This is a genomic window from Treponema brennaborense DSM 12168, assembly GCF_000212415.1.
In the GTDB taxonomy this organism is placed as follows: Bacteria; Spirochaetota; Spirochaetia; order Treponematales; family Treponemataceae; genus Treponema_F; species Treponema_F brennaborense.
In genome coordinates this window covers 2675137-2700496 of record NC_015500.1, presented here as the reverse complement: position 1 = coordinate 2700496, position 25360 = coordinate 2675137, and the positions used below count along the sequence as shown (strand labels likewise).

Sequence of the window (25360 nt, the reverse complement as noted above, 5' to 3'; positions counted from 1 at the left end):
GAGACGTATCAGAATGAAAGGTCTGATTGCAACAAAAGTGGGAATGACTCAGGTGTTCGACGAAGACGGTAACCTTACGCCGGTTACTGTGATCCGCGTTGACCCGAATGTGGTCGTTGCCTGCAAGACGAAGGAAACGTTCGGCTATGACGCTGTCGTTCTCGGTCTCGGAGACCTGAAGAACTCGCAGATTTCAAAACCGTATGCCGGTCAGTTTCCCGAAGGTATTACCCCCAAGCGGCATTTGAAAGAATTCCGTGATTTCAGCAATGAAGTTGCCGTGGGTGATCAGATTGGTGTCGAACTTTTTGAAAACACCAATTATGTGGATGTTACCGCTACCTCGAAAGGTAAGGGGTTTCAGGGTGTAATGAAAAGATGGGGTTTCCATGGCGGACGTGCCACTCACGGTTCAAAGTTCCACCGGGAAGCCGGTTCAACGGGACAGTGTACGTCTCCCGGACACAGCTTCAAGAATATCAAGATGCCTGGTCACATGGGATGCGAACGCATAACCGTTCAGAATCTGAAAGTCATCAAAGTTGATCCTGAGCTGAAAGTAGTGATGGTTCGCGGGTCTGTGCCCGGGAATAAAGACTGTACGCTGATCATCAAGTCCGCGGTAAAGAAATAACGACAGAGGAAGACGATGGAAAAGAAAGTCTATTCAGTCGATGGCAAAGAGCTTAGGACTATTACTCTTGATGATAAAGTGTTCGGCCTCCCGGTCAATGAAGACGTTATCTATTACGCCATCAATAATGAGTTAGCAAACAAACGCGTCGGTACCGCCTGTACGAAAGATCGTTCTGAAGTACATGGCAGCAATGCGAAGCCGTATAAACAGAAGGGAACCGGACGTGCCCGCCGTGGTGATAAAAAGTCTCCTCTTTGCAGAGGCGGCGGAGTCATCTTCGGGCCGAAACCGCGTGATTTCAGTTTTGTTTTACCCAAAAAAGTAAAACGGCTGGCGATGAAGTCGATTTTGAGCCTGAAAGCTCAGGGCGACAGACTTACGGTAATTGAAGATTTTACCGTAGAAAGCGGCAAAACAAAGGATCTTGTAGCCATTCTGAAGAATTTCCCTTCGGACGGACGCACGGTCATCGTTTTGAAAGATGATGATGCGAATATTAAGCAGGCGGGACGCAATATTCCGGCCGTATCGTTCCTTTCTTACAACAGACTTCGTGCACACGATCTGTTTTACGGAAGAAAAGTTATCATGCTTGAATCCGCGGTAAAAAATCTTTCCGGTTTCTATGGTGAGGGGGCTGAATAATGGTATATGAAGATATCCTTATCGAGCCTGTGCTTTCAGAGAAAGCAACTCAGCTGCGTGAAGAAGGAAAATACGTATTCAAAGTAGCGCCTTCGGCGGACAAAATTCAGATCAAAGAAGCTGTCCGCAAACTTTTCAATGTAAAAGTTGTAGGCTGTACGGTAATGAATGTGGGTGGAAAAATGAAACGTGTCCGCTATCGGGCCGGTAAAACTTCCAGCTGGAAAAAGGCTATCGTCAAGCTTGCGCCTGGCGAAACAATCAAGATATTCGAAGGCGTCTAAGCCTCTCGGTTTCGTTGGATTAAGGGGAACCAATAACTATGGCTCTTAAAGTATATAAGCCGATAACCGCAGGTACAAGAACTCGTATTGACCTGCGGAGAGACGAAGTAACGACTGACAAGCCCGAAAAAGGTTTGACTCACGGTCGTAACGCGCACGGCGGTCGCGGTGCCGGCGGACGTATTTCCGTCCGTCATCAGGGCGGCGGTCACAAGCGCAAGTTCCGCGAGATTGATTTTAAACGTGATAAACACGGTATTCCGGGTACGGTTAAGACTATCGAGTACGATCCGAACCGCAGTGCCAACATCGCGCTGATTTTTTATGCGGATGGTGATAAACGTTATATTATTGCACCGAAAGGTTTAACCGTCGGACAGAAAATTATGTCCGGCGACAACGCCGCTCCCGTTGTGGGAAACGCGCTGCCTTTGGAAGCAATTCCCGTAGGGTTTACCGTTCATAACATCGAGCTTACGCTCGGCCGCGGCGGACAGTTGGTTCGGTCTGCCGGTGCGAGCGCGCTGGTAGCGGCAAAGGAAGGAGAATACGTCACGATCCGCCTTCCTTCAAGCGAAATGCGCCGAATTCACGGAAAGTGCTATGCCACTATCGGTGTCGTCGGTAACGAAGACCGCATGAATACGCAACTCGGTAAAGCGGGACGTAACAGATGGCGCGGTATCAGACCTACTGTCCGCGGTATGGCTATGAACCCTGTTGATCATCCGCTTGGTGGTGGTGAAGGCGCCGGTAAAGGACGTAACCCCGTTACTCCTTGGGGACAGCCTTGCCGTGGATACAAAACCCGCAACAAGCGGAAGGTGTCGGACAATTTTATTGTTTCACGCCGGAAGAAGTAGCAGGATAGGAGATAACCGTGTCAAGATCTGTTAAAAAAGGTCCTTTTATTGAGAAGAGCCTTTATAAGAAGGTTATTGAAATGAACAAGGCGGCAGACCGCAAGATGATTAAAACATACTCGCGCTGCTCGACGATTATTCCTGAAATGGTAGGAAATACGATTTCAGTGTATAACGGTAAGTCATGGGTACCTGTATACGTTACGGAAAACCTTGTCGGCCACAAGCTCGGCGAATTTGCTCCTACGCGTATCTTCCGTGGTCATGCCGGTTCTGACAAAAAGGCTGGAAAATAGGTGGATATGATGGCTGAAAAAACTGGATATAGAGCCGTTACAAAATTCCTTATCGCATCTCCTACGAAGGTTCGTCCCGTAGCAAATGTCGTAAAACGGAAGACCTGTTCGGAAGCTATGGCTATTCTTGAGAATATGCCTCAGAAAGGTGCCGATCTGATCCGCGGAACGATGAAATCCGCGATTGCGAACGCGCTCTATGCTAATAAAAAGCTTGATGAAGATATGCTGTACGTTAAGGAAATTCGCATCGACGAAGGTCCGCGTCTGAAACGTGTATGGTTCCGCGCCCGCGGACGCGCCGACATGCTTTTGAAACGTATGTGTCATATTACCGTCGTAGTAGATGAAAAGGCGGGGGAATAAGATGGGACAGAAAGTAAATCCTATCGGATTGCGGCTTGGCGTTAACAAGACTTGGCAGTCTCGCTGGTATGCAGATTCACGCGAGTATGCCGATCTGGTTCTTGAAGATCTGAAAATCAGAAAAATGGTACAGGATCTGCCCGAATGCAAAAACGCCGATATTGCCGAAATTGAAATTGTTCGTCATCCGCAGCGGGTTACCATTGTGATTCATACCGCCCGCCCCGGAGTGATTATCGGTGTAAAAGGTGCCAACATCGAAAAAATCGGTGTCGAGATCCAGAAGCATTTGACCAAAAAAGTTCAGATCAAGATCAAAGAGATCAAACGTGCTGAAATCAATGCTTCCCTGATCGCCCAGAACGTTGCCCGTCAGTTGATGAGCCGCGGTTCGTTCCGCAAGGCGCTGAAACAGGCTTCCGGTAACGCGATGAAAGCGGGATCTCAGGGTGTGAAAATCCGTATCAGCGGCCGTCTCGGCGGTGCGGAGATGTCCCGTACGGAAGAGCATAAAGAGGGACGCGTTCCTCTGCATACGCTTCGTGCGGATATCGATTACGGTTTTGCGGAAGCTCATACGACATACGGAAAAATCGGTGTTAAAGTATGGGTTTATAACGGAATGATGTACAGCCACGAACAGAATGAAGACGCGGGCCAGCTGGTAAAAAAGCAGCGCCGTGAACGTTCTGATCGTGCGGAACGCGCACCCCGCGCAGACCGTGGCGCTAAAGCTTCAAGGAGTTAGTGATGGCACTCGCACCTAAAAGAGTTATGCACCGTAAGGTGCAGCGCAGCAGAATCAAGGGAAACGCGACGCGTGCGAATACGATCGATTTCGGTAATATCGCGCTGGTCGCTATGGAACCGATTTGGCTGTCTGCACGGCACATTGAAGCTGCCCGTGTCGCGCTGAATCGTAAGATCAACCGTAAAGGTCAGGTCTGGATCCGCGTATTCCCGGATAAACCGATTTCCAAAAAACCTGCCGAAACCCGTATGGGTAAAGGTAAGGGCGCACCGGAATTCTGGGCTGCGGTAATCAAACCGGGTCAGATCCTGTTCGAGATCGGCGGAGTCGATTTGGAATTGGCAGAAAGCGCGATGCAGTTGGCCGGCAGTAAATTGCCGATCAAAACGAAAATTGCAGTCCGTCCTACGATTGACTAAGGAGTAACTGATGGCGAAAAAAGAAAAAGAACTGTCGTATCCTGAACTGATTGTAAAACGGAACGAGTTGAAGAAGAAGTATATGGATCTCCGGTTCCAGATGGTAATCGGCCATGTAGATAATCCCATGCAGAAACGTACCATGCGCAGAGAAATCGCCCGCATGAATACGCTGATCCGGCAGAAAGAGATTGCCGGACAGGACAAGTAGGAGCTGACCCGTGGAAGAACAGGTTGTTCAGACTAATAAGGCTGCAAAACGCGCTTTTGTTGGTATCGTTACCAGCGACAAAATGGATAAAACCATCGTCGTATCCGTAACGACCAAAAAGCTGCATCGGCTTTATAAGAAATACGTTACGCGCGTCAAGAAATGCAAGGCTCACGATGAACTGAATGATGCTCACGTTGGTGATAAAGTTCGCATCGTAGAATGCCGGCCGATCAGCAGAGAAAAATGCTGGCGTCTTGCCGAAATTATTGAACGGGCAAAATAAGCTAAGGAGATAACGAAATGATTCAGATGCAGTCAAATTTGAACGTTGCCGATAACTCCGGTGCAAAACTCGTTCAGTGTATTAAGGTAATCGGCGGTTCACACCGCCGGTATGCGAGTATTGGCGATATTATTGTTGTAGCTGTTAAGGATGCTATCCCGACTTCTACGATCAAAAAGGGTTCGATTGAAAAAGCCGTTATCGTGCGCATTTCAAAAGAATACCGCCGTCCCGACGGAACGTATATCCGCTTTGACGATAACGCGTGCGTTATCATTGATGCGAATAAAAACCCGAAAGGTAAGCGTATTTTCGGCCCGGTAGCCCGTGAGCTGCGCGATATGGATTATATGAAAATCGTATCGCTGGCGCCGGAAGTTCTGTAAGAATAAGTTCTTTAGGAGAATTGGAAATGGTTAAGAAATTCAAGATCCATAAGGACGATATGGTAGAAATCATTGCCGGAAAAGACAAAGGCAAGCGCGGTACGGTAGTTCGCGTAGTAAGCGATAAGGACAGAGTCATTGTCGCCGGTTGCAATATTGTCAAAAAAGCGATGAAAAAACGCAACCAGCAGGATCACGGCGGTATCGCCGAGATTGAAGCGCCGTTGCATATTTCTAACGTAGCGATCGTATGCAAAAAATGCGGTCCTACTAAAATCGGATATAAACTCGACGGCGACAAAAAACTTCGCGTCTGCCGTAAATGTGGAGACACACTGTAATGAGTAATTATGTACCTCGGCTTAAGAAAGTCTATAAGGACACTATCGCCCCCGAGTTGTTCAAAGAGCTCGGTTATAAGTCCGTCATGCAAATCCCTTCGGTTCAAAAGATCGTAGTAAGCATGGGCGTGGGTGAAGCACTCGCAAATAAGAAACTTCTTGACGCCGCAGTTACTGACATAACGGCTATTACCGGTCAGAAAGCTGTGAAGACAAGAGCAAGAAAGAGTATTGCGAACTTCAAACTGCGTCAGGGCAATGAGGTCGGTGTAATGGTAACGTTGCGCGGCGCCCAGATGTATGAATTCCTGGACCGGCTCATCAACGTTGCATTACCCCGTGTTAAGGATTTCCGCGGTATCAAATCTTCCGGATTTGACGGTCACGGAAACTTTTCTCTTGGCATTACAGAGCAGATCATTTTCCCTGAAATCGACTTCGACAAGATCGAACGCGTTGCAGGGTTGAATATTGCTATTGTTACAAGTGCGGAAACCGATAGTGACGCCCGTGCTTTGCTTGCCAAGTTCGGAATGCCCTTCAGAAAGTAAGAGAGGAATTCATGGCTAAGAAATCAATGATTATCAAGGCGAACCGCACTCCCAAATACAGCTCCCGGAAATACAATCGGTGCCAGATTTGCGGTCGTCCGCGCGGATATCTTCGGAAATATAAGATGTGTCGTCTGTGTTTCCGCAAGTTAGCTAGTGAAGGCCTGTTGCCGGGCGTCACAAAGTCCAGCTGGTAGAGGTAGGAGAATAGAATGAGCGTTTCAGACCCCATCGCAGATATGCTGACAAAGGTTAGGAATGCGGCAATGGCCCGCCACGAAAAGGTAGATGTTCCTGCCTCCAAACTCAAGTTGGAAATCGTGAAAATCCTGAAGACCGAAGGTTATATCAAAAACTTTAAAAAGGTTAGTCAGGACGGACTCAATTGTATCCGCATTTTCCTGAAGTATGATGAGACGAATGCCTCGGTCATCCACGGACTCCGTAAGGTTTCCACTCCCGGCCGCCGCGTTTACTCCGGTTATAAAGAACTGCCCCGCGTCTATAACGGATACGGTACGGTTATCGTGTCAACCAGCCAAGGCGTTACCACCGGTAAAAAAGCTGCGGAAAAAATGGTTGGCGGTGAATTGATTTGCACCGTTTGGTAAGAGGAAGGAATAATGTCACGTATTGGTAAGATTCCCGTAACTGTACCTGCGGGTGTAAAAATTAACGTGCAGCCTGCAAGTGTTGACGTTGAGGGTCCCAAGGGAAAACTCTCTCAGCACTATACGGCGAACGTTTTTATTGAAGTTAAAGACGGACTGGTTCACGTAACTCCGACCGACGAAACCAAAGCTGCGAACGCGGCTCAGGGTTTGTACCGCAACCTGATTCACAACATGGTTGTCGGCGTAACGGACGGTTTTTCACGGAGCCTGATCATTAACGGTGTCGGTTACCGTGCGGAAGTTCAGGGTAAAATGCTCGTCATGAACCTGGGCTATTCCTCGGATTTTATCGCCGTAATTCCTGAAGGACTCACGGTTGCTGCTGACGGACAGGGAAAAATTACTGTTTCCGGAATCGATAAGCAGCTTGTCGGTGAGTTCTGTGCTCAGATTCGTAAACTGCGCAAACCCGAACCCTATAAAGGAAAGGGTATCCGCTACGAAACCGAGACCATTAGAAGGAAGGTCGGTAAATCCGGCGTCAAATAAGGGTAGAGCGATATGATCAGAAAACTTAATGATAAAGACAGAAAACGTCTCAAGAGAAAGATTCATATCCGCAAACGGATTTTCGGTACTGCAGAACGTCCCCGCATGACGGTGACCCGCAGCAACTGCAATCTGTTCGTGCAGATAATTGATGATGATGCCGGAAAGACGCTTGCGTCTATTTCCACTCTGGAAAAGGAATTCGCCTCTCTCAAACCGAATATGGACGGAGCTGCGAAACTCGGTGAAGCAATGGGTAAACGCCTTGCAGACAAGAACATTAAAACTGTGGTATTCGACCGTAACGGTTACTTGTATCACGGTGTAGTAAAGGCCCTTGCCGACGGTACCCGCAAAGCCGGGATTGAATTCTAGGAGAGGCTATGGAACACCAGAAGAATTATGATAGAGATCAGCCCAAAGAATTCGTCGAAAAACTGATCAAGCTGAATCGTACTGCAAAAGTCGTAAAAGGCGGCCGCAGATTTTCGTTTTCAGCATTGACGGTTGTCGGCGATCAGAAAGGCAGAGTCGGTTTCGGTTTCGGTAAAGCGAACGACGTTACGGAAGCGATCAAAAAGAGTATTGATAAGGCAAAGCGCAATTTGGTACACGTGCCGCTTAAAAACGGTACGTTGCCGCACGATATTCTCGGTCAGTACAAGAGCTCTTCCGTTTTGCTGAAACCCGCCTGTTCCGGTACCGGCATTATTGCCGGCGGACCCGTACGTGCGGTTTTGGAAGCGGCCGGCGCGACTGACGTATTGTCAAAGTCGCTCGGTTCCAATGCATCCGTGAACGTGGTAAGAGCAACGTTTAACGCTGTGACCAACCTGATGGATGCCCGTACCGTTGCAAAGAACAGAGGTAAAACTCTGAAAGATTTGTGGGGGTAAGACATGGCAAAGAAATTGAAGATCACGCTTGTGAAGAGTACGATCGGTCAGAAGCCCGCAAAGCGGGCGACTGTCCGCAGTCTCGGTTTGAAAAAGATCAACTCGGTTGTGGAACACGAAGCGAATCCTGCCGTTCTCGGCATGGTTGCCTCCGTTTCCCATCTGGTTAAAGTTGAGGAGATGAACTGATGTCAGAATTTATTCTCAATGCACCTGCCGGTGCCAATAAGAAGAAGCGGATTGTCGGACGCGGTTCGTCATCCGGTCGCGGTACGACAGCCGGCCGCGGTAACAAAGGACAGCAGTCCCGTTCCGGCGGTAAAGTATACGTCGGATTCGAGGGCGGTCAGATGCCCTTGTTCCGCCGCATCGCCCACAAAGGTTTTTCAAACTGTCCGTTCCGCAAGGAATACGCGGTTTTGAACCTGTGCGATATCGATGCGAAATATGCCGACGGCGAAACGGTTGACAAGGAAACGCTTGTCTGCAAAGGTTTGCTGCCCAAATCCGCCGCGCTGGTTAAAGTTCTCGGAAACGGTGAAATCACGAAGAAAGTAACCGTAAACGTAGATAAAGTTTCTGCTTCTGCAAAAGAGAAGATTGAAAAAGCCGGTGGAACTGTAACTGTTACCAACGAATAAACGGAGCGCAAAACAACATGGCAAACAATCCTATTGTAAATATGTTTAAAGTAAAGGAACTGCGTGAACGTGTTCTTTTTACTTTTATTGTGCTCGCCGTTTTCCGTCTTGGCAGCGTGCTGACAGTACCGGGTATCAATCCGCAGGCATTGACTTCGTATTTTGAATCGATGACGCGCGGAAACGCGTTCGTCGATTATATGGACTTTTTTGCCGGCGGTGCGTTTTCCAACTTTTCTGTGTTCATGCTCGGCGTCATGCCGTACATTTCAACGCAGATCATCATGCAGCTCGCGCTGATCATCTTTCCGTCGTTGAAACGCATTGCGCAGGAAGACGGCGGTCAGAAAAAGGTGCAGGCGTGGACTCGTATCGGTACGGTGTTCGTCTGTTTGATTCAGTCTCTTGCGGTTACCGTATATGCGGCAAGCATTCCGGGGGCTATCATCCTTCAGAGTCAGATCGTGTTTAAGCTGATCGCCATGCTGACGGTAACGACCGGTACTATGGTAACCATTTGGCTCGGTGAACAGATAACCGCACGCGGTATCGGAAACGGTATTTCCATGCTGATTTTTGCAGGTATCGTGGCACGGCTCCCGTCCGCAGTATGGGAACTGGGACGCATGGTTAAAAACGGTGATATCAACGTGGTGTTTGTCATTGTTGTTGTGGTTATGTTTGCGGGAATTATTGCGCTCGTCGTCTACGAACAGCAGGGGCAGCGCAAGATCCCGGTACATTATGCGAAACGAGTTGTCGGACGCAAAATGTACGGCGGACAGAGCACCTATATCCCGTTTAAGATCAATCCGTCGGGCGTTATTCCCGTTATTTTTGCATCTTCGTTTTTAACGTTCCCGCTGCAGATTGCTACCAGTATGGGGCCGAGTATCCGCTGGCTGAATAAGCTGGCTACGTTCCTGACCCCGTCCGGTGTATGGTACAATGTATTTCTTGTAGTGCTGATTGTCTTTTTTGCATATTTCTATACGCAGGTAACACTGAACCCCTCCGAAATTGCAAAGAACGTCCGGGAGAACGGCGGCTCGATCCCCGGAATCAGAACTGATAAAACGGAAGAATATTTGCAGAAGGTCTTGAATCGGCTTGTGCTGCCCGGTTCGCTGTATCTGGCTGTAATCGCCGTTTTGCCGACGATCATTCAGAATCTGTTCGGGTTCCCCCAATCGATTTCAATGTTGATGGGCGGTACGTCGCTGCTGATTCTGGTCGGTGTAGACCTTGATACGATGAGTCAGGTTGAAGCATTGCTCAAAATGCATCATCACGACGGATTGGTCAAGAAAGGCAAAATTCGTTCGCGGAATCTGTAGATTTCGTGAAAAACCTGTAGAATAAGTTTGGAGAAACGTGTTATAATCGTCAGACACCGGATTGTAATCATTGCGATTTGCTAGGATCCGGCACGATTATAGCGTTTTCCCAAGGGGGATTTTTATGAAAGTACGAACCAGCGTAAAGCCCATTTGCGACAAATGTAAGGTTATCAAACGCTGCGGAGTTGTCCGCATCATTTGCTCCAACCCGAAACATAAGCAGAGACAGGGCTGAGGAGTAACAGATGGCTCGAATTGCGGGAGTTGACCTCCCTAACAAACATGTCAATATTGCTTTGACGTATATTTATGGTATCGGACGTTCTTCTGCTGATGAAATCTGCAAGAAAACGAAGATCAATCCTGATGCCATGATAAACGATCTTTCTCAGGATGATTTGGCGGCTCTTCGCACCGTTATCGACGGTGAATATAAAGTTGAAGGCCGGCTGCGTTCTGAAATCGGTCTAAACATTAAACGCCTTATGGATATCGGCTGTTACCGGGGCCTCCGGCACAGAAAGGGACTGCCCGTCCGCGGTCAGCGTACCCGTACCAATTCCCGTACACGCAAAGGTAAGAAAAAGACCGTTGCAGGCAAGAAGAAGTAAGGTGGAGGTAAAGTAACGTGGCAACCGTAAAAAAACGGAAAGAAAAGAAAAGCGTTTACGAAGGTAACGTGTATATTCAGGCAACGTTCAATAACACTATTGTAACGATTACCGACTTGAAAGGTAATGCATTGTCTTGGGCTTCTTCAGGTGGTTTGGGATTCCGCGGAGCAAAAAAATCGACTCCGTTTGCCGCTCAGTCCGTTGCAGAAACGGCTGTGCAGAAAGCAGCAAGCTACGGCTTGCGTGAAGTTCATGTGTTTGTAAAGGGCCCCGGTGTCGGCCGCGAATCCGCTGTCCGCTCGCTCGGCGCGCTGGGATTGAAAGTAAAATCGATTTCCGATGTTACTCCGATTCCGCACAACGGTTGCCGTCCCCGCAAAACACGCCGCATGTAAGTAAGGAGAACAGGAAGAATGGCAAGATATACAGGTCCCGTATGCAGACTTTGTAGAACCGAACAGAAAAAACTCTGCCTGAAAGGCGACCGCTGCAAAAGCGATAAATGTCCGATCAACAAAAAACGCGGAGCTCCCGGTAAAGATCCGAAAGCCCGTACGGGTAAAAAAAGCGAATACGGCGTTCAGCTTCGTGAAAAACAGAAGATGAAGCGTATTTACGGTATGCTTGAAAAGCAGTTCCATTTGACGTTTGAACATGCGCAGCGCATGCCGGGTGTTACGGGCGATAATTTGATCTGCTTGCTTGAAAGCCGGTTGGATAACGTTGTGTTCAGAATGCATTTTGCATCGAGCCGCACGCAGGCCCGCCAGTTGGTTCTGCACGGACATATCCTCGTAAACGGAAAATCGGTTAATATCCCCAGTTATGAAGTCAGACCGGGCGATGTTGTCGAAGTAAAAGAAAACAGTAAAAAACTTACTGTTATTTTGGATGCTCTCAAGGAAGTTTCAAAATCCGGTGTTATGCCTTGGATTAACCTCGACGTTGACGCGCAGAAAGGTGTTTATACCGCCAAACCCCGCCGTGTTGAAGTTATTGACCTTGCGGATATCAAAGAGCAGCTCGTAGTTGAGCTCTATTCTAAGTAAGAGGAGTTCCGATGGCCCGCAAAAATCTGCTTAAAGGTTTCAAAAAACCGAAAGGGATTACATTTGAACAGCTGGACTCGAATCCCAATTACGGTAAGTTTACCGCTTATCCGTTCGAGACGGGATTCGGAACGACTGTCGGTAACACTTTGCGCAGAGTATTGTTGTCGTCGATTCAGGGGTACGCGATTACTTCTGTTCGTATAACGTCATACGATGCCGATAATGTGCCGCACGTCATCTCCAGTGAATTTGAAACAATTCCCAACGTTGTCGAAGATACTTTGGAAGTCTTGAACAGCTTGAAACAGATCCGTTTGCGGCTGCCCGGAGACGCTGAGCAGGAAACGTTCCTTTTTGAATTTAAAGGCCCCGGTACCATTACCAGCAACGATTTCAGTCGCGAAGGTCTTGAAATCCTTTCTAAAGATATGCTCGTTTTTACCATGATGGAAAACGCGCACCTTGAATTTGAAGTTCAGGTTGATTTAGGAAGAGGATATACTCCTGCGGAAGTAAATGAACATTATATCGAAATCGTCGGTACGATTCCGATGGATGCGATTTTTACGCCTATTCCCAAGGTAAAATATGCAATTGAACCTTGTCGCGTAGGTCAGCGTAACGACTACGACAAACTCGTTATCGAAATCTGGACAGACGGTACAATTTCTCCCGAAGATGCGCTCGCTGAAGCTGCAAAAATTGCAAAAGATCATTTTGCGATTTTCGTAAACTTTAACGATAGTGAAATCGGTCACGACGGTGAACTGGATGAAGGCGATGAACGTATTCGCCAATTGCTGAACACACCTGTTGATGAGCTGGAATTGTCGGTTCGGTCTTCAAACTGTCTGAAAAACGCGAATATCCGTACGATCGGTGAACTGACGAAAAAGACAGAAGATGATATTGCCAAAACTCGTAACTTTGGTAAAAAGAGTCTCACGGAGATCAAGGAAAAACTGCTTGAGTGGAACTTGAACCTCGGTATGACTGATTACAGTCATTTGAAAGATGCTGTAAATTTATCAAAGAAGAAGGAAGAATCTGATGAATCATAAGAATGGATTTAACCCTCTTTCGCGTACGACTGCACATCGCCGTGCAATGTCGCGGAATATGGTAACGTCGCTCTTCAGGTATGAGCGCATTACTACTACAAAAGCTAAAGCGCTTGAGGTGAGAAAGGCAGCTGAAAAGCTGATTACCCGGAGTAAAGTAGATACGGTACATAATCGCAGACAAGCCGCCCGGTATATTCAGGATGAAACTATCTTAGCAAAATTGTTTACCGATATCGGTCCCCGTATGAAGGATCGGGCGGGCGGTTATACGCGCGTTCTGAAACTCGGTTTCCGTCAGGGTGATGCCGCCGACGTAGTGATCCTTGAACTGGTTGACTACAAACTGGATACCGACGGAAAGGAAGAAAAGAAAGATTCTAAAGCAAAGGCTTCTGATGCAAAAAAAGCGGCGCCTGCGAAAAAACCCGCTGCAAAAAAAGCACCGGCTGCCAAAGCAAAAAGTGAAGCGCCTGCAGCAGAACCTGCTGAAAAGGCTGCAGAATAAGGCCGCAGGAATCCCTGCATAGGAGTAGAAATGTCTAAATCCCATCGCGGAAAAGGTATTCTTGAATTGGCTGCTCACGGACGTGGAGTATGTGCCCGCTGTAAAAAAGAAAACATCAAGGTTCTGTATGAACAGGAAATTGATGGACAGAAGGCAAAGATTTGCAAATTTTGCAAAGCCGCAATCAAGAATGGAAAATCTGTCTGATAGTATTGCTTGACAGTGTCAGCCGCTCTTTTTACAGGGCGGCTTTATTTTTTTAAATATATTCTGAAGTCATAGACAAACAAATTAAGTTTCATTAAAATACGGATATAGATTAAATTTGGAGGCTATTATGAAGAATGTTGCAAAAACAGCCCTGATCGTTCTGTTGGTCGTTTTGAGCTTCGGAATGATTTTCACCGGTTGTGCAAAAGAATCCGGAAATACGATAAAAATCGGCGGTATTTTTCCGCTTTCCGGCGCGGTGGCCGTATACGGCGTTGAATGCCGCAACGGTATCATGCTGGCGATTGACGAAATCAACGCGGCCGGCGGCGTTAACGGTAAAATGCTGGAATTGATCAGCGAAGACGACGAAGGCAGCCCCGAAAAGTCGGTGAACGTATATAAGAAACTGGTAACGAAAGATAAATGCAGCGTTATTATCGGTTCCTTAACGTCCGGCTGTACGGCCGCCATTTCGTCTTTGGCTCAGGCTCAGAAAGTATTGCTGTTGGCCCCCGCCGCGACGATGGAAAGCATCACCGACGCCGGTGATTACGTGTTCCGCGCCTGTTTTATCGATCCGTTCCAGGGAACGGTCGGCGGCAAGTTTTCGGCTGAAACGCTTCAGGCAAAACGCGCCGCAGTGCTGTACGATATCGGCAACGACTATTCGATCGGTCTGTACGAAAACTTCAAGAAAACGTTTGAATTGAGCGGCGGAACGCTCGTTGCAGCCGAATCGTACAGTACCGGCGACAAGGATTTCAACGCTCAGCTGACGAAAATCAAGAACGCGAATCCCGACGTCGTTTATCTGCCGGATTATTACGGAACGGTTGCCCTGATTGCAAAACAACTGCGCGCTCAGGGAATTACGGCTCCGATCGTCGGTGCCGACGGTTGGGACGGTATCATCGACAACGCGGGCGACGAAGTGCTGAACGGTTTTTATTCAAACCACTATGCGGCCGATTCGACGGATCCCCGCGTTATCGCGTTTGTTTCCTCATATCAGAAAAAGTACGGTTCTACGCCGGTTTCTTTTGCTGCGCTCGGTTACGACTGCGTGTACCTGCTCAAGGATGCGATCGTCGCTTCCGGTTCTACGGAGCCGACGGTACTGAAAGACGCGCTGATGCAAATCAACAACGCGTACGTTACCGGTAATCTGACGTTCGACGCAAAACGCAATCCCATCAAATCTGCCGTCATGATGGAAATCGTCAAAAAGGACGGAAAATTGACACCCGTGTATAATGCGACGGTCAATCCGTAATACAATGCGGTACGTTTTTTAGTGCAAGGGCGTCCGAGCTGTCCGATGCGGATTTTCGGACGCCCTTTTTTTATTTAAAAAGTATATGTAATTAAAGAAAATGACGGTCTAGATGTCTTTACCCAAAATATGAATCTATAGTAAAATCATTTAAATACGATATAAAAATCTGGAGGATATATGGATAACGGAAGTCTTTTTCTCCAGCAACTGATTAACGGTCTTTCGCTGGGAAGTATTTACGCTCTGATTGCGCTCGGTTATACCATGGTGTATGGTATCGTGAAACTCATCAACTTTGCTCACGGCGACGTTTTGATGCTCGGCGCGTACGCCGGCTATTTCGTTCTGCGGCATTTCGGTACCAATCCGGCGAGCATGGCGCTTGCCTTTCTGGTTGCGATGGTTTTGTGTGCGGTTATCGCGATTCTGATTGAGCGGTTTGCGTACCGGCCGCTCCGTTCGGCGCCGCGGTTGAATTCACTGATTACGGCGATTGCCATTTCGCTCATTCTGCAGAACGGCGTACGCGTGCTGCCGTTTATCGGACCGAATCCCCGGCAGTTCCCGACGATGGCGACGGTCAATATCAGTTTGGGCGTCGTATCGATTTCCAATATCCAGCTGATCGTTATCGTGCTTTCGGCAGTGTTAATGCTGATTCTGAATTATATCATCAATTACACTAAGACGGGAAAAGCCATGCGCGCCGTTTCATATGATCTGCAGGCTGCCAGTTTGATGGGAATTTCCGTCAACAGGACGATTGCGTTTACGTTCGCGCTCGGCGCAGTGCTCGCCGCTGCCGGCGGCGTGCTGTACGCGAGTGCGTATCCGCAAATCGATCCGACGATGGGAACGATGCCCGGATTAAAGGCGTTCGTTGCCGCCGTTTTGGGCGGTATCGGTTCCGTTCCCGGCGCGATGCTGGGCGGCTACATTTTGGGAATTGCCGAAACGATGACCAAAGGTTTTCTGTCTTCCCAATTTTCGGACGCGATTTCATTTTCGATTCTGATTATCATTCTGTTGGTAAAGCCGACCGGAATCCTGGGTGAAAAGATCAGGGTGAAGGTGTGATGATGAAAAATAAAATTCTCCGTAATATGCTGATTCCCGGCTCGTTCGCCGTTTTGGCCGTCGTCGTTCCCGGTTTTTTAATTTCACTCGGCGTCATAGACGCGTACACGGCGCAGATTATAACGCTTGCCGGTGTTAACGCGATCATGGCTATCAGTGTTAATATCATTTGCGGTATCACCGGGCAGCTTTCGCTGGGGCAGGCCGGATTTATGGCGATCGGCGCGTATACGACGATTATCCTGACGCAGACGGTCGGTATTCCCATGCCGGTAAGTATGATCATTGCGGCTTTGGTAACGGTCGTATTCGGCATTCTGATCGGTTTTCCGACGCTCAAACTGCAGGGCGACTATCTGGCGATCGTTACACTGGGATTCGGCGAAATTATCCGCGTTATGCTGGTTAACTTCAAGTCGGTAACCGGCGGGGCAAACGGACTTCGCTTTACGACGATTCTGGCAGCTCGTGCCGATTTTGCGTATTTCGCAGTAATCGGAGTGCTGGTCGTTATTATCGTTTTATTGCAGAATTTCGTACGTTCAACGTACGGGCGGGCCATTTTAGCCGTGCGCGAAGATGAAATCGCCGCGAATTCAAACGGAATCGGCGTATTCCGGTATAAAATGATCGGATTTGCCGTTGCCTCCGCGGTTGCCGGCATCGGCGGCGCGCTGTACGCACCGTTTATCGGTTTCGTAAAGCCAGATCTTGCCTCGTTCAACCGCAGCATCGATTATCTGATTTTCGTCGTGCTGGGGGGCATGGGGTCCGTAACGGGATCGGTTATTGCGGCGTTCGTTTTGACGTATTTGCAGGAGTTTCTGCGATTTTTGCAGGATTACCGGCTGCTCATTTATCCGCTGATTTTGATTTTCGTGATGCTGTTCCGCCCGCAGGGGCTGCTCGGCACAAAAGAGTTTTCTTTCGTAAAGGCCTGGGACGGGCTGCCCGGTCTATGGAACCGGCTGAAAGCCCGGCGTTCGGCAAAGGTCCGGAACGCCGGAACACCGGTGGACGGTTCCGCTGACGCTGACGAAAAGGGGGATTCCGATGACTGACGATAAAACGCTCCTTTTACAGGCAACCGACGTGTCCATCGTGTTCGGCGGATTGCGGGCTGTCAGTGATTTTTCATGCGAACTGCGCAGCGGCGAGCTTGTCGGCCTTATCGGACCGAACGGAGCCGGAAAAACGACCGTGTTCAACATGCTTTCTGGCGTGTATACGCCGACGTCGGGTGAAATCACGTTTTGGGACAAAAAAGGCCGCGTTCATGCGGCGTCCAAAAAAACGCCGGCGCAGCTGAATCGGATCGGCATTGCGCGGACGTTTCAGAACATCAGGTTGTTCGGGCAGTTGTCCGTATCCGATAACGTTCGCATCGCGTTGCACGCGCAGCGCAAGGTAACGCCGCTCGACGTGCTGTTCCGCACTCCGCGTTTCCGCCGGGACGAGCGGCTGATGAGTGAAAAGGTTGAACTGCTGCTGTCGTTGTTTAAAATAGAAGATAAACGTGATGAACTCGCGTCGAATTTACCGTACGGTGATCAGCGTAAACTGGAAATCGTGCGCGCGCTGGCAGCGAATCCGTCGCTGCTGCTTTTGGATGAGCCCGCCGCCGGTATGAATCCGCAGGAAACCGATGAATTGATGAAACTGATCGCGTTTATCCGCAAGGAATTTAACCTGACGATTCTGTTGATTGAACACGATATGTATTTGGTTATGGGAATTTGCGAACGGATTATGGTGCTGGATTACGGGCGCATCATTGCCAGCGGAACGCCCGCACAGATCAGAACGGATCCCGCGGTGATCAAAGCGTATTTGGGCGGCGACGATTCCGCCGAAGGAGGGCTGTAATGCTGACGGTTACCGATTTAGCCGTATCGTACGGCGCTATTAAAGCGCTGCGCGGTATTTCGTTTGAAGTTAACGAAGGGGAAATCATTACGCTTATCGGCTCGAACGGCGCCGGAAAAACGACGACGCTGCACGCCGTTTCAAACATTATTAAAAAGGCGGCGGGGAGCGTCCTGTTCGAGGATGAAGACATAACGACGCTGTCGCCCGATATGATCGTTCGCCGCGGTTTGATTCAGGTTCCGGAAGGGCGCCGCATTTTTGCCAATTTGACCGTACGGGACAATCTGGAAATGGGCGCTTTTACCCGTAAAGACGCCGCCGGAGTAAAGCGCGATATGGAATCCGTGTACGAAACGTTTCCCCGTTTGAAGGAACGGATCAGGCAAATTGCCGGAACGCTTTCCGGCGGCGAGCAGCAGATGCTCGCCATGGGGCGTGCGCTTATGTCCAAACCGCGGCTGTTGCTGCTGGACGAACCGTCGATGGGGCTCGCTCCCATTCTGGTTGACGAAATATTTTCCATTATTCAAAAAATCAACAAGTCCGGTACGACGATCCTGCTCGTTGAACAGAATGCGTATAAAGCGCTTTCCATTGCGAATCGCGCGTATATTCTGGAAACCGGATTGATTATTAAAGGCGGAAACGCTTCGGAGCTTGCGAAGGATGATTCCGTAAAAACCGCTTATTTGGGCGGCTGAGACCGCCATCGTCTAGGAGGAGATTGACATGATAGTAGCGAACGTAATGACAAAAAATCCTGTATTCGTATCTCCGGATATGTCGGTAAACGATGCACGTGCGTTAATGACGAAGCAGAAAATCGGTAAATTGCCGGTTCTTGACAGAAACAACCGTTTGGTCGGCATCATTACCAAAAAGGATTTGATAAAATCAGGTCCTTCAGCCGCCACGACGCTCGATATGTATGAAATCAGTTATCTGCTTTCAAAACTCAAGGTTGAAAAAGTAATGGAGCGGAACGTCGTGAGCGTGCAGCAGACTGAAGTGGTTGAAGAAGCCGCCCGAATCATGGCCGATTCGGACATCGGTTGTCTGCCGGTTATGAAAGGCGATCTGCTCGTGGGTATTATTACCGAAACGGATTTGTTTCACGTATTTATCGACATGTTCGGCGCCCGTCATTCGGGTGTGCGCGCAACGTTCCAAGTGGATGAAAAACCGGGAAAACTTGCCCAACTTGCGCAGGCTATCGCCGATTGTAACGGCAACATCGTGTCGCTGGTAACGTGCGACGGTGAAGATATGTCGAAGCGCCGCTGTACGTGCAAAGCGACGGGCATTACGAAAGAACAAATGGAACAGGCGCTTGCCGCGTCCGGCGCCGAACTGGAAGATATCCGCTAGCACTTCGGTGCCGATACGTCGGTTCGGCTTTTTGCGACGCCGATGTACCGCGATGTGCTGATGCCGCTTTTGCGCCGCTTTGCTTCCGTTTTAAATAATGAAAACCCTCCCGGCCGTGAGCCGACCGGAGGGTTTTTCCGTTACGAATTATCCGCTTATTTTGCCGTGATGGCGATCGTTTTTGCCTGCGTTTCAGGTTTGCGCGGAATGTCGATCGTCAGTACGCCGTTTTTGAATTCCGCCGTTACTTTTTCAGCGTCGATATCCTGAGGCAGGGTGAATCTTCGTGAGAAAGCGGCGCTGCGGCGTTCTTTAATGAGCCATTCGCCTTCTTTTTTTTCTTCCTTTTTTTCTTCTTTTACGGAAGAAATCGACAGTACTCTGTCTTTCAGGTTGATTTCAACGTCTTTTTCGGTGATTCCCGGCAGATCCATGTCCAATACGTAGGCATCCTTCGTTTCGCGGACGTCTACTTTGGGATTCATGAACGCGCGTCCCGTTTCCGCAGCAGGAACGAAATCGGCAAGATTTCTGTCGATCACATCGAACAGATCCGACGTAAAGCGCGGGTTGAAAAATGCTAATGAGTTCATATTATTACCTCCAAAAGGGTTTGATACAAGTTGAAGCACCGTCGGTGCTTCGTGCGGATTTCTTTCCGCACACTTTTAATTGAGCAATAATCGTGCCAACTTTATAATTTTTTCTTGATAAAACCGTATTTTGTTATGTTGTAATGATATATAAATAAAATGCCGGTCGGCTATGTTTTTCTGCCGCACCGTACGGTGCCGAATTGCCGGATTTTGAGTCCGTGAAAGGTTCAAAATAAAACAAGTGTGTTATTTTTACTCGTATACAATGTATCATAATGATACATTGCTGACGCGAGTCATGTCGGAATCGGGTCAGCCGTTCACGTGCTGTCGGAAGTTTCGGCTTTAAGAGCGCCTATTCCGTAAGTCGCTTGTTCCGTAACGGCTCGTTTTCTAAGTCGTGCACGGAATCGTTTTAGCTTGATTTTTTGCATTTATACGATATATTATATAAGAAAGCATGAAACCTATAATTGAAAACTTGTTAACACACTTTTTACGCGTCAAGTGTACGTCTTTTACGGTCAAGGATATTTCCGCCGTATTAGGAAAACTGGGATATAAACTTCCGTCAAGGGAGATTGCCGATTATGTATGTTCCAGTCCGTACGTTTTTGCACTCGACGGCGATGCGTATATGAGCCGTGCGGGAGCGTTCACCGGCGCCTGGTTTTCAATAAAGCTGTCCGCATTGGAAATTAAGGAAAATCTGCTGCTGCCCGGACACCGCTGTATGCCGTTCACAGATGTGGAAATGCCGTCGGGAACTTTGACGTTCATTTTTAAAGAGCAAAAATTGCCTCACGCTGCGGTTGAATTTGCCGTGAAAGACGTGCTGCCGTATTTTTCCTTATACGGTGAAGAATACGCGCCGCAGTATTTGGCCGCGGATCCCGCGTGCGACTGCCCTTCGTTGTGCGACCCTGACTTTGAACTTCCGGCGCGGATCCGATTGACCGTAACAGATATGACTTCGGTGTATGCCGCCGCCGGATTGCAGCCGGGCGATTCCCTGTTGTGCAGAGTGCTGGATTGGGATTCCGGTATAATAGAAATGATTCCGATAACCGAAAAAAAGGAAAATCCGTTCGAGTTCAGTTCCGCCGATGAACAGCGCGCCGCATGGTATAACGTTTTGGAGAACGCACTGCTTGAAAGTTTTGATGTTTACGGACCCGGTACTTCAATAGAAGATCAGCTTGCCACCGTATTTTTTGACTACCGGCGCGAATTGTGCGTTCCCGTCTGCGGATCAGTTGAGAAATATTTGCAGCAGACGAAAAAAATTGCCGCCGAAGTGTACGGCGTGGAAACCCGGCTGTGGTTTAAGGGGCAGGACGTGCCCGCTGTCGGCAGCTGGAACGCCGCACCGGCGGAATCCGAGCATATTCATGCGGAGCTGCCGGGGGTTCCGTACCTGCCGGTGCCGCTTTGGATTCTCGATTCGTACGTTACCGACGCGTTGTTCCTGAAAAGCGGCGACCCCGATCAACTTTTGGAGCGCCTTTTCCCGCCGCCGTACAAACTCGATTCGCTTGAGAAAAAATATTTTTTATTGCAAATCGAAGTTCGGTATAGTATACTGAAAGAGCAGTATAATTGGTTTGCCGATTTTGAAGCGGGACCCGTGCGCCATCGTCTGCTCGATTTATATTCGCGCGTTACGCAGTTGATGGGCGAACTCGACTTTGCGGAAAACGGTTTGGCGTTGTTTCCGCAGCAGGCGCTCGTCATTTTGTCTCAACTGTTCAATCATATTTCCCATATTTTGGATTCTTTGCTTCACGATCCGTCGCTAAAAACTGAAGACATCAGAACCATCGACATTTCGATTGAAGGTATGGAATATAATTTTGAAGATATTTCTGAAGAACTGGAGGACGCGCTGAGCGTTTATCGGAAAAATAGTTTTTCAGTAATCAAAAACGGCGTTTGAACGTCCACAAGGGGTAGTGCTTGTCAGAAACAACGATAAACGTATGCGATTTAATAGAAAAAGGCGGCGTGTTTTACGGTGTGCCCGGTGCCGCGGCGGCCGATGTATACGCGTTCGTTTGCGCGCACGCCGACTTTCCGGCGGAGATCTCCGCCGACGTTTTTTGTCGGGAATTGATCAGCCGCGACGCATTGATGAGTACGGCGGTTGGCAACGGAATCGCGCTTCCGCATCCGACGCACCCGCTTTTAAAAGACGCTTCCCTGCAACGTATTTTTTTATGTTTTCCGGAACGGCCGCTGGATATGAATGCGCCCGACGGCCGGCCGGTGTCGTCCCTGTTCATTTTGCTGACCGGCGGTTCCCGCTGCCATTTGGATATTCTGTCCCAGTTGGCGAATCTGTTCCAGAAAACGTCCGTTCGGCATCTGCTTGAACGGCAGGCGGATAAAAATACGCTGCTTGCGGAAATGCGCAAAATTGTAAGCGAATTGTAGTGCGATTGCGGCCTTGTATCGGATCCGGGCCCGCTTTCTGCCGTTCGCGTTCTCATTGCCATCGAACGTATTTCATGGTATAGTGTCGGTATCCGAACATATGATCAGGAGTATGCTTTTATGAATTTAAAAGGTCTTGAAGCAGTCGCGCTTTCCATCCGCAGCTTATCGATGGATGCAATCCAAAAAGCCAAATCGGGGCACCCGGGCCTTCCGCTCGGTTGTGCGGAATTGGCGGCCGTTTTGTACGGCGAAATCATGAAGCATAATCCTGCTGATTCACATTGGGCAGACCGCGATCGTTTTTTATTGTCCGCCGGTCACGGCTCGATGCTGCTGTATTCGATCCTGCATTTGAGCGGATACGGCGTTACTACTGATGATATCCGTGCGTTCCGGCAAGTCGGCTCAAAGTGCCCCGGGCATCCCGAATACGGCTGGACCGACGGCGTTGAAAATACGAGCGGTCCGCTGGGACAGGGCGTCGCGCTGGCCGTCGGTGAAGCGATCGCCGAAACGATGCTCGCCTCCCGGTTCAATACCGCCGAACATACGATCGTAGATCACTATACGTATTCACTGGTCGGCGAAGGCTGTCTTATGGAAGGCGTTTCTTCCGAAGCGTCGAGCCTAGCCGGGCATCTGAAACTCGGCAAACTGATCGTATTTTACGATGAAAATAAAATAAGCATCGACGGTTCTACCGACGAAGCGTTTACCGAAGACGTTGCGATGCGCTACAAAGCGTACGGCTGGCAGGTGCTGTCCGGTTCCATGTACGATATGGAAGGAATTGCGGCGCTTGTTGCGCAGGCAAAGGCCGATACCGAACGGCCCTCGCTGATTATGTTGAAATCGGTGATCGGCAAAGGTTCTCCGGTGGAGGGAACCGCCGCAGCGCACGGTGCGCCGCTCGGCGACGAAAACGTTGCGAAAGCTAAGAAAAAACTCGGACTGGATCCGGAAAAGTTCTTTTACGTAGATTCTGCCGCATACGAATATTTTGACCGGAAAAAAGCCGCGTTCACTCAGGCCGAGGCCGACTGGAACGCGGTGTTCGCCGCTTGGTCAGCCGCGAACCCGCAGCTGCGTGCGCAATGGGACGCGATGCGTTCGCGTTCCGTAAGCGGCGAGGGTGCCGTTCCCCGGTACGCGGCGGGCGATTCGCTTGCGACGCGCAAGGCGTCCGGCGCGATGCTTGCTTCTTTGGCCGCGCGCTGTCCGGCGCTCGTCGGCGGGTCGGCGGATCTTGAAGGCCCGAACGCGACGGCGCTTCCCGGTTACGGTATTTACTCGGCTCAAAACAGGGGCGGCCGTACGATCCGGTTCGGCATCAGGGAATTCGCGATGGCGTGCGTAACGTCCGGTATCACCCTGCACGGCGGATTGCGCGGGTTCTGCGCGACTTTCGCCGTCTTTACCGACTATATGCGTCCCGCGATGCGTCTGGCGGCGCTGATGAAGCTGCCGGTGCTGTACGTTTTAACTCACGATTCGATTTACGTCGGGGAAGACGGCCCGACGCATCAGCCGATTGAAACGATTTCGTGCGTGCGCGCGATTCCCGGTATGCAGGTTATCCGCGCCGGCGACGCGGAAGAAACGGTCGAAGCGTGGAATATGGCGATGTCGGTTACCGATCATCCGGTGTGTCTGTTTTTTACGCGGCAGAATATTACCGTTTATGAAAAAGACGATCCCGACTGGCGCAATACGATGCGCTGCGGTGCGTACGTCGTCCGGCGCGGAGCAGACGTCCCGGACGTTACCGTGCTTGCAACCGGTTCGGAAGTGGAACTCGCGCTGAACGCGGCGAAACTCGTGAACGGAAAAACCGTCCGCGTCGTGTCGGTGCCCGACCGGGAACTGTTCGCATCGCAGCCGGCCGCGCTGCGTAAATTGATTACCGGAGCCGCTCCGCGCGTTATTGTCGCAGAAGCGGGCAGTAAGCTCGGTTGGGAAGGTTTCGTTTCCGCCGAAAAAGACATTTTTTGCTTGAAAGATTTCGGTGCATCAGGTCCCGCGAAAAAAGTTGCGGAGCACTTCGGTTTTACGGCGGAAAAGCTCGCCGAATTGATTTCTCAGTAAAAAGCCCGCCGCCCGCATCCGCTGTGCGTACGGGAATCAATGCGCGGCGATATCGGCCCGCACGGTATCGTGCGGCAGGTGTATCCTGCGCAGCCCTTACGCGCGCTCCGCCGGAAATTTCCGGTGTCCCGGTGCGGGGCGCGTTATTTTTTTCCGCTGCGGCGAGCGCGAACGGCGCAAAGCAGCATCAAAATCAGGCCGCCGCCTATCATGAGCAAGCATAAAATCTGTCCGGTCGAAATGTTGAGCAGCGACGTGTTGAAATACGTCGGCGTTCCGGCGACCGTTTCTATCCGGTAGCCCAGATCGGCGTCCGGTTCCCTGAAATATTCAATGACGAACCGCACCGTGCCGTATCCGATCGTATACAGCGCCGCCATAAAACCGTCGAACGGTTTGCGTTTGCGGCAGAACCACAGCAGCGTCCACAGCACGATGCCTTCAAAGAACGCTTCGTACAGCTGACTCGGATGGCGCGGCAGGTTGACCAGTTTTTGCCCTTCCGCGATTACGATGCCGGCTTTGTCGGCGATGTCCCGTACCCACGGAATGGAAGCGGAAAATTTCTGCGCGTCGGGAAACACGATTCCCCACGGCATCGTGGTAACGCGGCCGAACAATTCTCCGTTCAGGAAATTACCCAGTCTGCCGAACGTATAGCCGAGCGGAATGGCGATCGCCATCGCGTCGATCCATTTTAAAACGGGTTTCTTTTTGCGTACGCACCAGAAAATCATGCCCAAAAGACCGCCTATGAAACCGCCGTGGTACGACATGCCGGCAAGTCCGGTAAAACGGCCCGACTCGTCGAACGGCCAAAAAATCAGCCACGGCTTTGCCCGGTAAATCCCGGACGTATCGTATACGAACGCCGAAAACACGCGGGCACCTATCAGCAAAAACAGGATTCCGGTGGCGAAAAAGCTGAACAAGTCGTCTTCCGTAACGCAGTACCCGGCCGTGTCGAGCGCGCCTTCTTTTACCAATTTGCGCAGTACGAGAAACGCCGTTGCGAACGCAAAAATATACATCAGTCCGTACCAGCGGAACAGATTTAAAAAAGGAATTCCGGGAAAAATTTCAGGGTGAATCCACGACGGATATTTAAGAGCGAGCGGCATACGATGCA

Annotated in this window: 39 protein-coding genes; 37 read left to right on the top strand and 2 right to left on the bottom strand. The window is 49.8% G+C overall.

What is annotated here, in order from left to right; translation table 11 throughout:
• Positions 1–13: 13 nt before the first annotated feature.
• From rplC to TREBR_RS11680, 34 genes are all read left to right on the top strand, one after another.
• The gene (gene rplC, locus TREBR_RS11830; RefSeq protein WP_013759405.1) at positions 14–634 is read left to right on the top strand and encodes a 50S ribosomal protein L3; all 621 of its coding nucleotides are present in this window, start codon (positions 14–16) and stop codon (positions 632–634) included.
• A 15-nt stretch (positions 635–649) separates the two neighbouring features.
• Positions 650–1282 (top strand): 50S ribosomal protein L4, encoded by a 633-nt coding sequence (gene rplD, locus TREBR_RS11825; protein WP_013759404.1) that lies wholly within the window; start codon positions 650–652, stop codon positions 1280–1282.
• The gene (locus tag TREBR_RS11820; protein WP_013759403.1) at positions 1282–1566 is read left to right on the top strand and encodes a 50S ribosomal protein L23; all 285 of its coding nucleotides are present in this window, start codon (positions 1282–1284) and stop codon (positions 1564–1566) included. Before rplD ends, TREBR_RS11820 begins: the two co-directional genes overlap by 1 nt.
• A gap of 38 nt (positions 1567–1604) precedes the next feature.
• Positions 1605–2429 carry a 50S ribosomal protein L2 gene (rplB, locus tag TREBR_RS11815; RefSeq protein WP_013759402.1) on the top strand — a complete coding sequence of 275 codons (825 nt, stop codon included), beginning with the start codon at positions 1605–1607 and terminating at the stop codon, positions 2427–2429.
• A 17-nt stretch (positions 2430–2446) separates the two neighbouring features.
• A complete protein-coding gene (gene rpsS / locus TREBR_RS11810) occupies positions 2447–2725 on the top strand; it encodes a 30S ribosomal protein S19 (RefSeq protein ID WP_013759401.1) in 279 nt (92 codons plus the stop codon).
• A 9-nt stretch (positions 2726–2734) separates the two neighbouring features.
• Positions 2735–3091 (top strand): 50S ribosomal protein L22, encoded by a 357-nt coding sequence (gene rplV, locus TREBR_RS11805; protein WP_013759400.1) that lies wholly within the window; start codon positions 2735–2737, stop codon positions 3089–3091.
• A 1-nt stretch (position 3092) separates the two neighbouring features.
• Positions 3093–3839 carry a 30S ribosomal protein S3 gene (gene rpsC, locus TREBR_RS11800; RefSeq protein WP_013759399.1) on the top strand — a complete coding sequence of 249 codons (747 nt, stop codon included), beginning with the start codon at positions 3093–3095 and terminating at the stop codon, positions 3837–3839.
• A 2-nt stretch (positions 3840–3841) separates the two neighbouring features.
• Positions 3842–4261 carry a 50S ribosomal protein L16 gene (gene rplP / locus TREBR_RS11795; RefSeq protein WP_013759398.1) on the top strand — a complete coding sequence of 140 codons (420 nt, stop codon included), beginning with the start codon at positions 3842–3844 and terminating at the stop codon, positions 4259–4261.
• A 10-nt stretch (positions 4262–4271) separates the two neighbouring features.
• Entirely contained in the window at positions 4272–4472 is a 201-nt protein-coding gene (rpmC, locus tag TREBR_RS11790; protein WP_013759397.1) for a 50S ribosomal protein L29, read from the top strand.
• 10 nt (positions 4473–4482) lie between these two features.
• A complete protein-coding gene (gene rpsQ, locus TREBR_RS11785; RefSeq protein WP_013759396.1) occupies positions 4483–4758 on the top strand; it encodes a 30S ribosomal protein S17 in 276 nt (91 codons plus the stop codon).
• A gap of 17 nt (positions 4759–4775) precedes the next feature.
• Entirely contained in the window at positions 4776–5144 is a 369-nt protein-coding gene (gene rplN, locus TREBR_RS11780) for a 50S ribosomal protein L14 (protein WP_013759395.1), read from the top strand.
• 26 nt (positions 5145–5170) lie between these two features.
• Positions 5171–5485, top strand: a complete 315-nt coding sequence (gene rplX, locus TREBR_RS11775) for a 50S ribosomal protein L24 (RefSeq protein WP_013759394.1) — start codon at positions 5171–5173, stop codon at positions 5483–5485.
• Positions 5485–6036 carry a 50S ribosomal protein L5 gene (rplE, locus tag TREBR_RS11770; protein WP_013759393.1) on the top strand — a complete coding sequence of 184 codons (552 nt, stop codon included), beginning with the start codon at positions 5485–5487 and terminating at the stop codon, positions 6034–6036. Before rplX ends, rplE begins: the two co-directional genes overlap by 1 nt.
• Positions 6037–6047: 11 nt before the next feature.
• Positions 6048–6233 (top strand): type Z 30S ribosomal protein S14, encoded by a 186-nt coding sequence (locus TREBR_RS14160; protein ID WP_013759392.1) that lies wholly within the window; start codon positions 6048–6050, stop codon positions 6231–6233.
• Positions 6234–6248: 15 nt separating this feature from the next.
• Positions 6249–6647 carry a 30S ribosomal protein S8 gene (gene rpsH / locus TREBR_RS11765; RefSeq protein WP_013759391.1) on the top strand — a complete coding sequence of 133 codons (399 nt, stop codon included), beginning with the start codon at positions 6249–6251 and terminating at the stop codon, positions 6645–6647.
• A 12-nt stretch (positions 6648–6659) separates the two neighbouring features.
• Positions 6660–7199 carry a 50S ribosomal protein L6 gene (rplF, locus tag TREBR_RS11760; protein WP_013759390.1) on the top strand — a complete coding sequence of 180 codons (540 nt, stop codon included), beginning with the start codon at positions 6660–6662 and terminating at the stop codon, positions 7197–7199.
• 12 nt (positions 7200–7211) lie between these two features.
• Positions 7212–7574 carry a 50S ribosomal protein L18 gene (gene rplR, locus TREBR_RS11755; protein WP_013759389.1) on the top strand — a complete coding sequence of 121 codons (363 nt, stop codon included), beginning with the start codon at positions 7212–7214 and terminating at the stop codon, positions 7572–7574.
• Positions 7575–7582: 8 nt separating this feature from the next.
• Positions 7583–8095 (top strand): 30S ribosomal protein S5, encoded by a 513-nt coding sequence (gene rpsE / locus TREBR_RS11750; protein WP_013759388.1) that lies wholly within the window; start codon positions 7583–7585, stop codon positions 8093–8095.
• 3 nt (positions 8096–8098) lie between these two features.
• Positions 8099–8284 (top strand): 50S ribosomal protein L30, encoded by a 186-nt coding sequence (gene rpmD / locus TREBR_RS11745; RefSeq protein WP_013759387.1) that lies wholly within the window; start codon positions 8099–8101, stop codon positions 8282–8284.
• On the top strand, positions 8284–8736 hold the full coding sequence (gene rplO, locus TREBR_RS11740; protein ID WP_013759386.1) for a 50S ribosomal protein L15: 453 nt from the start codon (positions 8284–8286) through the stop codon (positions 8734–8736). Before rpmD ends, rplO begins: the two co-directional genes overlap by 1 nt.
• A 17-nt stretch (positions 8737–8753) precedes the next feature.
• Complete coding sequence (gene secY / locus TREBR_RS11735) at positions 8754–10073, top strand: preprotein translocase subunit SecY (protein ID WP_013759385.1); 1320 nt, start codon at positions 8754–8756, stop codon at positions 10071–10073.
• A 124-nt stretch (positions 10074–10197) separates the two neighbouring features.
• Positions 10198–10311: a 50S ribosomal protein L36 gene (gene rpmJ, locus TREBR_RS14155; protein ID WP_013759384.1), complete on the top strand. Its 114-nt coding sequence runs from the start codon at positions 10198–10200 to the stop codon at positions 10309–10311.
• A 10-nt stretch (positions 10312–10321) separates the two neighbouring features.
• Positions 10322–10687, top strand: coding sequence for a 30S ribosomal protein S13 (rpsM, locus tag TREBR_RS11730; protein WP_013759383.1), 366 nt, complete (start codon positions 10322–10324; stop codon positions 10685–10687).
• A 17-nt stretch (positions 10688–10704) separates the two neighbouring features.
• Entirely contained in the window at positions 10705–11085 is a 381-nt protein-coding gene (gene rpsK, locus TREBR_RS11725) for a 30S ribosomal protein S11 (protein WP_013759382.1), read from the top strand.
• 18 nt (positions 11086–11103) lie between these two features.
• Entirely contained in the window at positions 11104–11739 is a 636-nt protein-coding gene (rpsD, locus tag TREBR_RS11720; protein WP_013759381.1) for a 30S ribosomal protein S4, read from the top strand.
• Between the two features lie 11 nt (positions 11740–11750).
• Entirely contained in the window at positions 11751–12803 is a 1053-nt protein-coding gene (locus tag TREBR_RS11715) for a DNA-directed RNA polymerase subunit alpha (protein ID WP_013759380.1), read from the top strand.
• Positions 12793–13311: a 50S ribosomal protein L17 gene (gene rplQ, locus TREBR_RS11710; RefSeq protein WP_013759379.1), complete on the top strand. Its 519-nt coding sequence runs from the start codon at positions 12793–12795 to the stop codon at positions 13309–13311. Before TREBR_RS11715 ends, rplQ begins: the two co-directional genes overlap by 11 nt.
• A gap of 30 nt (positions 13312–13341) precedes the next feature.
• Positions 13342–13518 carry a hypothetical protein gene (locus TREBR_RS14435; protein ID WP_013759378.1) on the top strand — a complete coding sequence of 59 codons (177 nt, stop codon included), beginning with the start codon at positions 13342–13344 and terminating at the stop codon, positions 13516–13518.
• A gap of 130 nt (positions 13519–13648) precedes the next feature.
• Positions 13649–14797, top strand: a complete 1149-nt coding sequence (locus TREBR_RS11705) for an ABC transporter substrate-binding protein (RefSeq protein WP_013759377.1) — start codon at positions 13649–13651, stop codon at positions 14795–14797.
• A gap of 180 nt (positions 14798–14977) precedes the next feature.
• Positions 14978–15877 carry a branched-chain amino acid ABC transporter permease gene (locus TREBR_RS11700; protein ID WP_013759376.1) on the top strand — a complete coding sequence of 300 codons (900 nt, stop codon included), beginning with the start codon at positions 14978–14980 and terminating at the stop codon, positions 15875–15877.
• Positions 15878–15879: 2 nt separating this feature from the next.
• Positions 15880–16938: a branched-chain amino acid ABC transporter permease gene (locus TREBR_RS11695; protein WP_156786670.1), complete on the top strand. Its 1059-nt coding sequence runs from the start codon at positions 15880–15882 to the stop codon at positions 16936–16938.
• A complete protein-coding gene (locus TREBR_RS11690; protein WP_013759374.1) occupies positions 16931–17743 on the top strand; it encodes an ABC transporter ATP-binding protein in 813 nt (270 codons plus the stop codon). Before TREBR_RS11695 ends, TREBR_RS11690 begins: the two co-directional genes overlap by 8 nt.
• Positions 17743–18447, top strand: a complete 705-nt coding sequence (locus TREBR_RS11685; RefSeq protein WP_013759373.1) for an ABC transporter ATP-binding protein — start codon at positions 17743–17745, stop codon at positions 18445–18447. Before TREBR_RS11690 ends, TREBR_RS11685 begins: the two co-directional genes overlap by 1 nt.
• A gap of 28 nt (positions 18448–18475) precedes the next feature.
• A complete protein-coding gene (locus TREBR_RS11680) occupies positions 18476–19114 on the top strand; it encodes a CBS domain-containing protein (RefSeq protein ID WP_013759372.1) in 639 nt (212 codons plus the stop codon).
• A 155-nt stretch (positions 19115–19269) separates the two neighbouring features.
• Here TREBR_RS11680 and TREBR_RS11675 read toward each other — a convergent pair whose 3' ends face one another.
• The gene (locus TREBR_RS11675) at positions 19270–19707 is read right to left on the bottom strand and encodes an Hsp20/alpha crystallin family protein (RefSeq protein ID WP_013759371.1); all 438 of its coding nucleotides are present in this window, start codon (positions 19705–19707) and stop codon (positions 19270–19272) included.
• 484 nt (positions 19708–20191) lie between these two features.
• Between TREBR_RS11675 and TREBR_RS11670 the strand changes: the two genes are divergently transcribed.
• The 3 genes from TREBR_RS11670 to tkt all read left to right on the top strand — a co-directional run bounded on the left by TREBR_RS11670 (position 20192) and on the right by tkt (position 24231).
• Complete coding sequence (locus TREBR_RS11670) at positions 20192–21646, top strand: hypothetical protein (RefSeq protein WP_156786669.1); 1455 nt, start codon at positions 20192–20194, stop codon at positions 21644–21646.
• A 20-nt stretch (positions 21647–21666) separates the two neighbouring features.
• Positions 21667–22143, top strand: coding sequence for a PTS sugar transporter subunit IIA (locus TREBR_RS13900; protein WP_013759369.1), 477 nt, complete (start codon positions 21667–21669; stop codon positions 22141–22143).
• Positions 22144–22263: 120 nt separating this feature from the next.
• Positions 22264–24231: a transketolase gene (gene tkt / locus TREBR_RS11660; RefSeq protein ID WP_013759368.1), complete on the top strand. Its 1968-nt coding sequence runs from the start codon at positions 22264–22266 to the stop codon at positions 24229–24231.
• 143 nt (positions 24232–24374) lie between these two features.
• On the opposite strand, the gene lgt is transcribed toward tkt, so the two are convergent.
• Positions 24375–25352 carry a prolipoprotein diacylglyceryl transferase gene (gene lgt, locus TREBR_RS11655; RefSeq protein ID WP_013759367.1) on the bottom strand — a complete coding sequence of 326 codons (978 nt, stop codon included), beginning with the start codon at positions 25350–25352 and terminating at the stop codon, positions 24375–24377.
• Positions 25353–25360: the final 8 nt, after the last annotated feature.

What these genes read in the sequence shown, in the direction of transcription:
- rplC (WP_013759405.1), top strand. Translation starts at nt 14, where the DNA reads ATGAAAGGTCTGATTGCAACAAAAGTGGGAATGACTCAGGTGTTCGAC.
- rplD (WP_013759404.1), top strand. Translation starts at nt 650, where the DNA reads ATGGAAAAGAAAGTCTATTCAGTCGATGGCAAAGAGCTTAGGACTATT.
- TREBR_RS11820 (WP_013759403.1), top strand. Translation starts at nt 1,282, where the DNA reads ATGGTATATGAAGATATCCTTATCGAGCCTGTGCTTTCAGAGAAAGCA.
- rplB (WP_013759402.1), top strand. Translation starts at nt 1,605, where the DNA reads ATGGCTCTTAAAGTATATAAGCCGATAACCGCAGGTACAAGAACTCGT.
- rplV (WP_013759400.1), top strand. Translation starts at nt 2,735, where the DNA reads ATGGCTGAAAAAACTGGATATAGAGCCGTTACAAAATTCCTTATCGCA.
- rpsC (WP_013759399.1), top strand. Translation starts at nt 3,093, where the DNA reads ATGGGACAGAAAGTAAATCCTATCGGATTGCGGCTTGGCGTTAACAAG.
- rplP (WP_013759398.1), top strand. Translation starts at nt 3,842, where the DNA reads ATGGCACTCGCACCTAAAAGAGTTATGCACCGTAAGGTGCAGCGCAGC.
- rpmC (WP_013759397.1), top strand. Translation starts at nt 4,272, where the DNA reads ATGGCGAAAAAAGAAAAAGAACTGTCGTATCCTGAACTGATTGTAAAA.
- rplN (WP_013759395.1), top strand. Translation starts at nt 4,776, where the DNA reads ATGATTCAGATGCAGTCAAATTTGAACGTTGCCGATAACTCCGGTGCA.
- rplX (WP_013759394.1), top strand. Translation starts at nt 5,171, where the DNA reads ATGGTTAAGAAATTCAAGATCCATAAGGACGATATGGTAGAAATCATT.
- rplE (WP_013759393.1), top strand. Translation starts at nt 5,485, where the DNA reads ATGAGTAATTATGTACCTCGGCTTAAGAAAGTCTATAAGGACACTATC.
- TREBR_RS14160 (WP_013759392.1), top strand. Translation starts at nt 6,048, where the DNA reads ATGGCTAAGAAATCAATGATTATCAAGGCGAACCGCACTCCCAAATAC.
- rpsH (WP_013759391.1), top strand. Translation starts at nt 6,249, where the DNA reads ATGAGCGTTTCAGACCCCATCGCAGATATGCTGACAAAGGTTAGGAAT.
- rplF (WP_013759390.1), top strand. Translation starts at nt 6,660, where the DNA reads ATGTCACGTATTGGTAAGATTCCCGTAACTGTACCTGCGGGTGTAAAA.
- rplR (WP_013759389.1), top strand. Translation starts at nt 7,212, where the DNA reads ATGATCAGAAAACTTAATGATAAAGACAGAAAACGTCTCAAGAGAAAG.
- rpsE (WP_013759388.1), top strand. Translation starts at nt 7,583, where the DNA reads ATGGAACACCAGAAGAATTATGATAGAGATCAGCCCAAAGAATTCGTC.
- rpmD (WP_013759387.1), top strand. Translation starts at nt 8,099, where the DNA reads ATGGCAAAGAAATTGAAGATCACGCTTGTGAAGAGTACGATCGGTCAG.
- rplO (WP_013759386.1), top strand. Translation starts at nt 8,284, where the DNA reads ATGTCAGAATTTATTCTCAATGCACCTGCCGGTGCCAATAAGAAGAAG.
- secY (WP_013759385.1), top strand. Translation starts at nt 8,754, where the DNA reads ATGGCAAACAATCCTATTGTAAATATGTTTAAAGTAAAGGAACTGCGT.
- rpmJ (WP_013759384.1), top strand. Translation starts at nt 10,198, where the DNA reads ATGAAAGTACGAACCAGCGTAAAGCCCATTTGCGACAAATGTAAGGTT.
- rpsM (WP_013759383.1), top strand. Translation starts at nt 10,322, where the DNA reads ATGGCTCGAATTGCGGGAGTTGACCTCCCTAACAAACATGTCAATATT.
- rpsD (WP_013759381.1), top strand. Translation starts at nt 11,104, where the DNA reads ATGGCAAGATATACAGGTCCCGTATGCAGACTTTGTAGAACCGAACAG.
- TREBR_RS11715 (WP_013759380.1), top strand. Translation starts at nt 11,751, where the DNA reads ATGGCCCGCAAAAATCTGCTTAAAGGTTTCAAAAAACCGAAAGGGATT.
- rplQ (WP_013759379.1), top strand. Translation starts at nt 12,793, where the DNA reads ATGAATCATAAGAATGGATTTAACCCTCTTTCGCGTACGACTGCACAT.
- TREBR_RS14435 (WP_013759378.1), top strand. Translation starts at nt 13,342, where the DNA reads ATGTCTAAATCCCATCGCGGAAAAGGTATTCTTGAATTGGCTGCTCAC.
- TREBR_RS11705 (WP_013759377.1), top strand. Translation starts at nt 13,649, where the DNA reads ATGAAGAATGTTGCAAAAACAGCCCTGATCGTTCTGTTGGTCGTTTTG.
- TREBR_RS11700 (WP_013759376.1), top strand. Translation starts at nt 14,978, where the DNA reads ATGGATAACGGAAGTCTTTTTCTCCAGCAACTGATTAACGGTCTTTCG.
- TREBR_RS11695 (WP_156786670.1), top strand. Translation starts at nt 15,880, where the DNA reads ATGAAAAATAAAATTCTCCGTAATATGCTGATTCCCGGCTCGTTCGCC.
- TREBR_RS11690 (WP_013759374.1), top strand. Translation starts at nt 16,931, where the DNA reads ATGACTGACGATAAAACGCTCCTTTTACAGGCAACCGACGTGTCCATC.
- TREBR_RS11685 (WP_013759373.1), top strand. Translation starts at nt 17,743, where the DNA reads ATGCTGACGGTTACCGATTTAGCCGTATCGTACGGCGCTATTAAAGCG.
- TREBR_RS11680 (WP_013759372.1), top strand. Translation starts at nt 18,476, where the DNA reads ATGATAGTAGCGAACGTAATGACAAAAAATCCTGTATTCGTATCTCCG.
- TREBR_RS11675 (WP_013759371.1), bottom strand. Translation starts at nt 19,707, where the DNA reads ATGAACTCATTAGCATTTTTCAACCCGCGCTTTACGTCGGATCTGTTC.
- tkt (WP_013759368.1), top strand. Translation starts at nt 22,264, where the DNA reads ATGAATTTAAAAGGTCTTGAAGCAGTCGCGCTTTCCATCCGCAGCTTA.
- lgt (WP_013759367.1), bottom strand. Translation starts at nt 25,352, where the DNA reads ATGCCGCTCGCTCTTAAATATCCGTCGTGGATTCACCCTGAAATTTTT.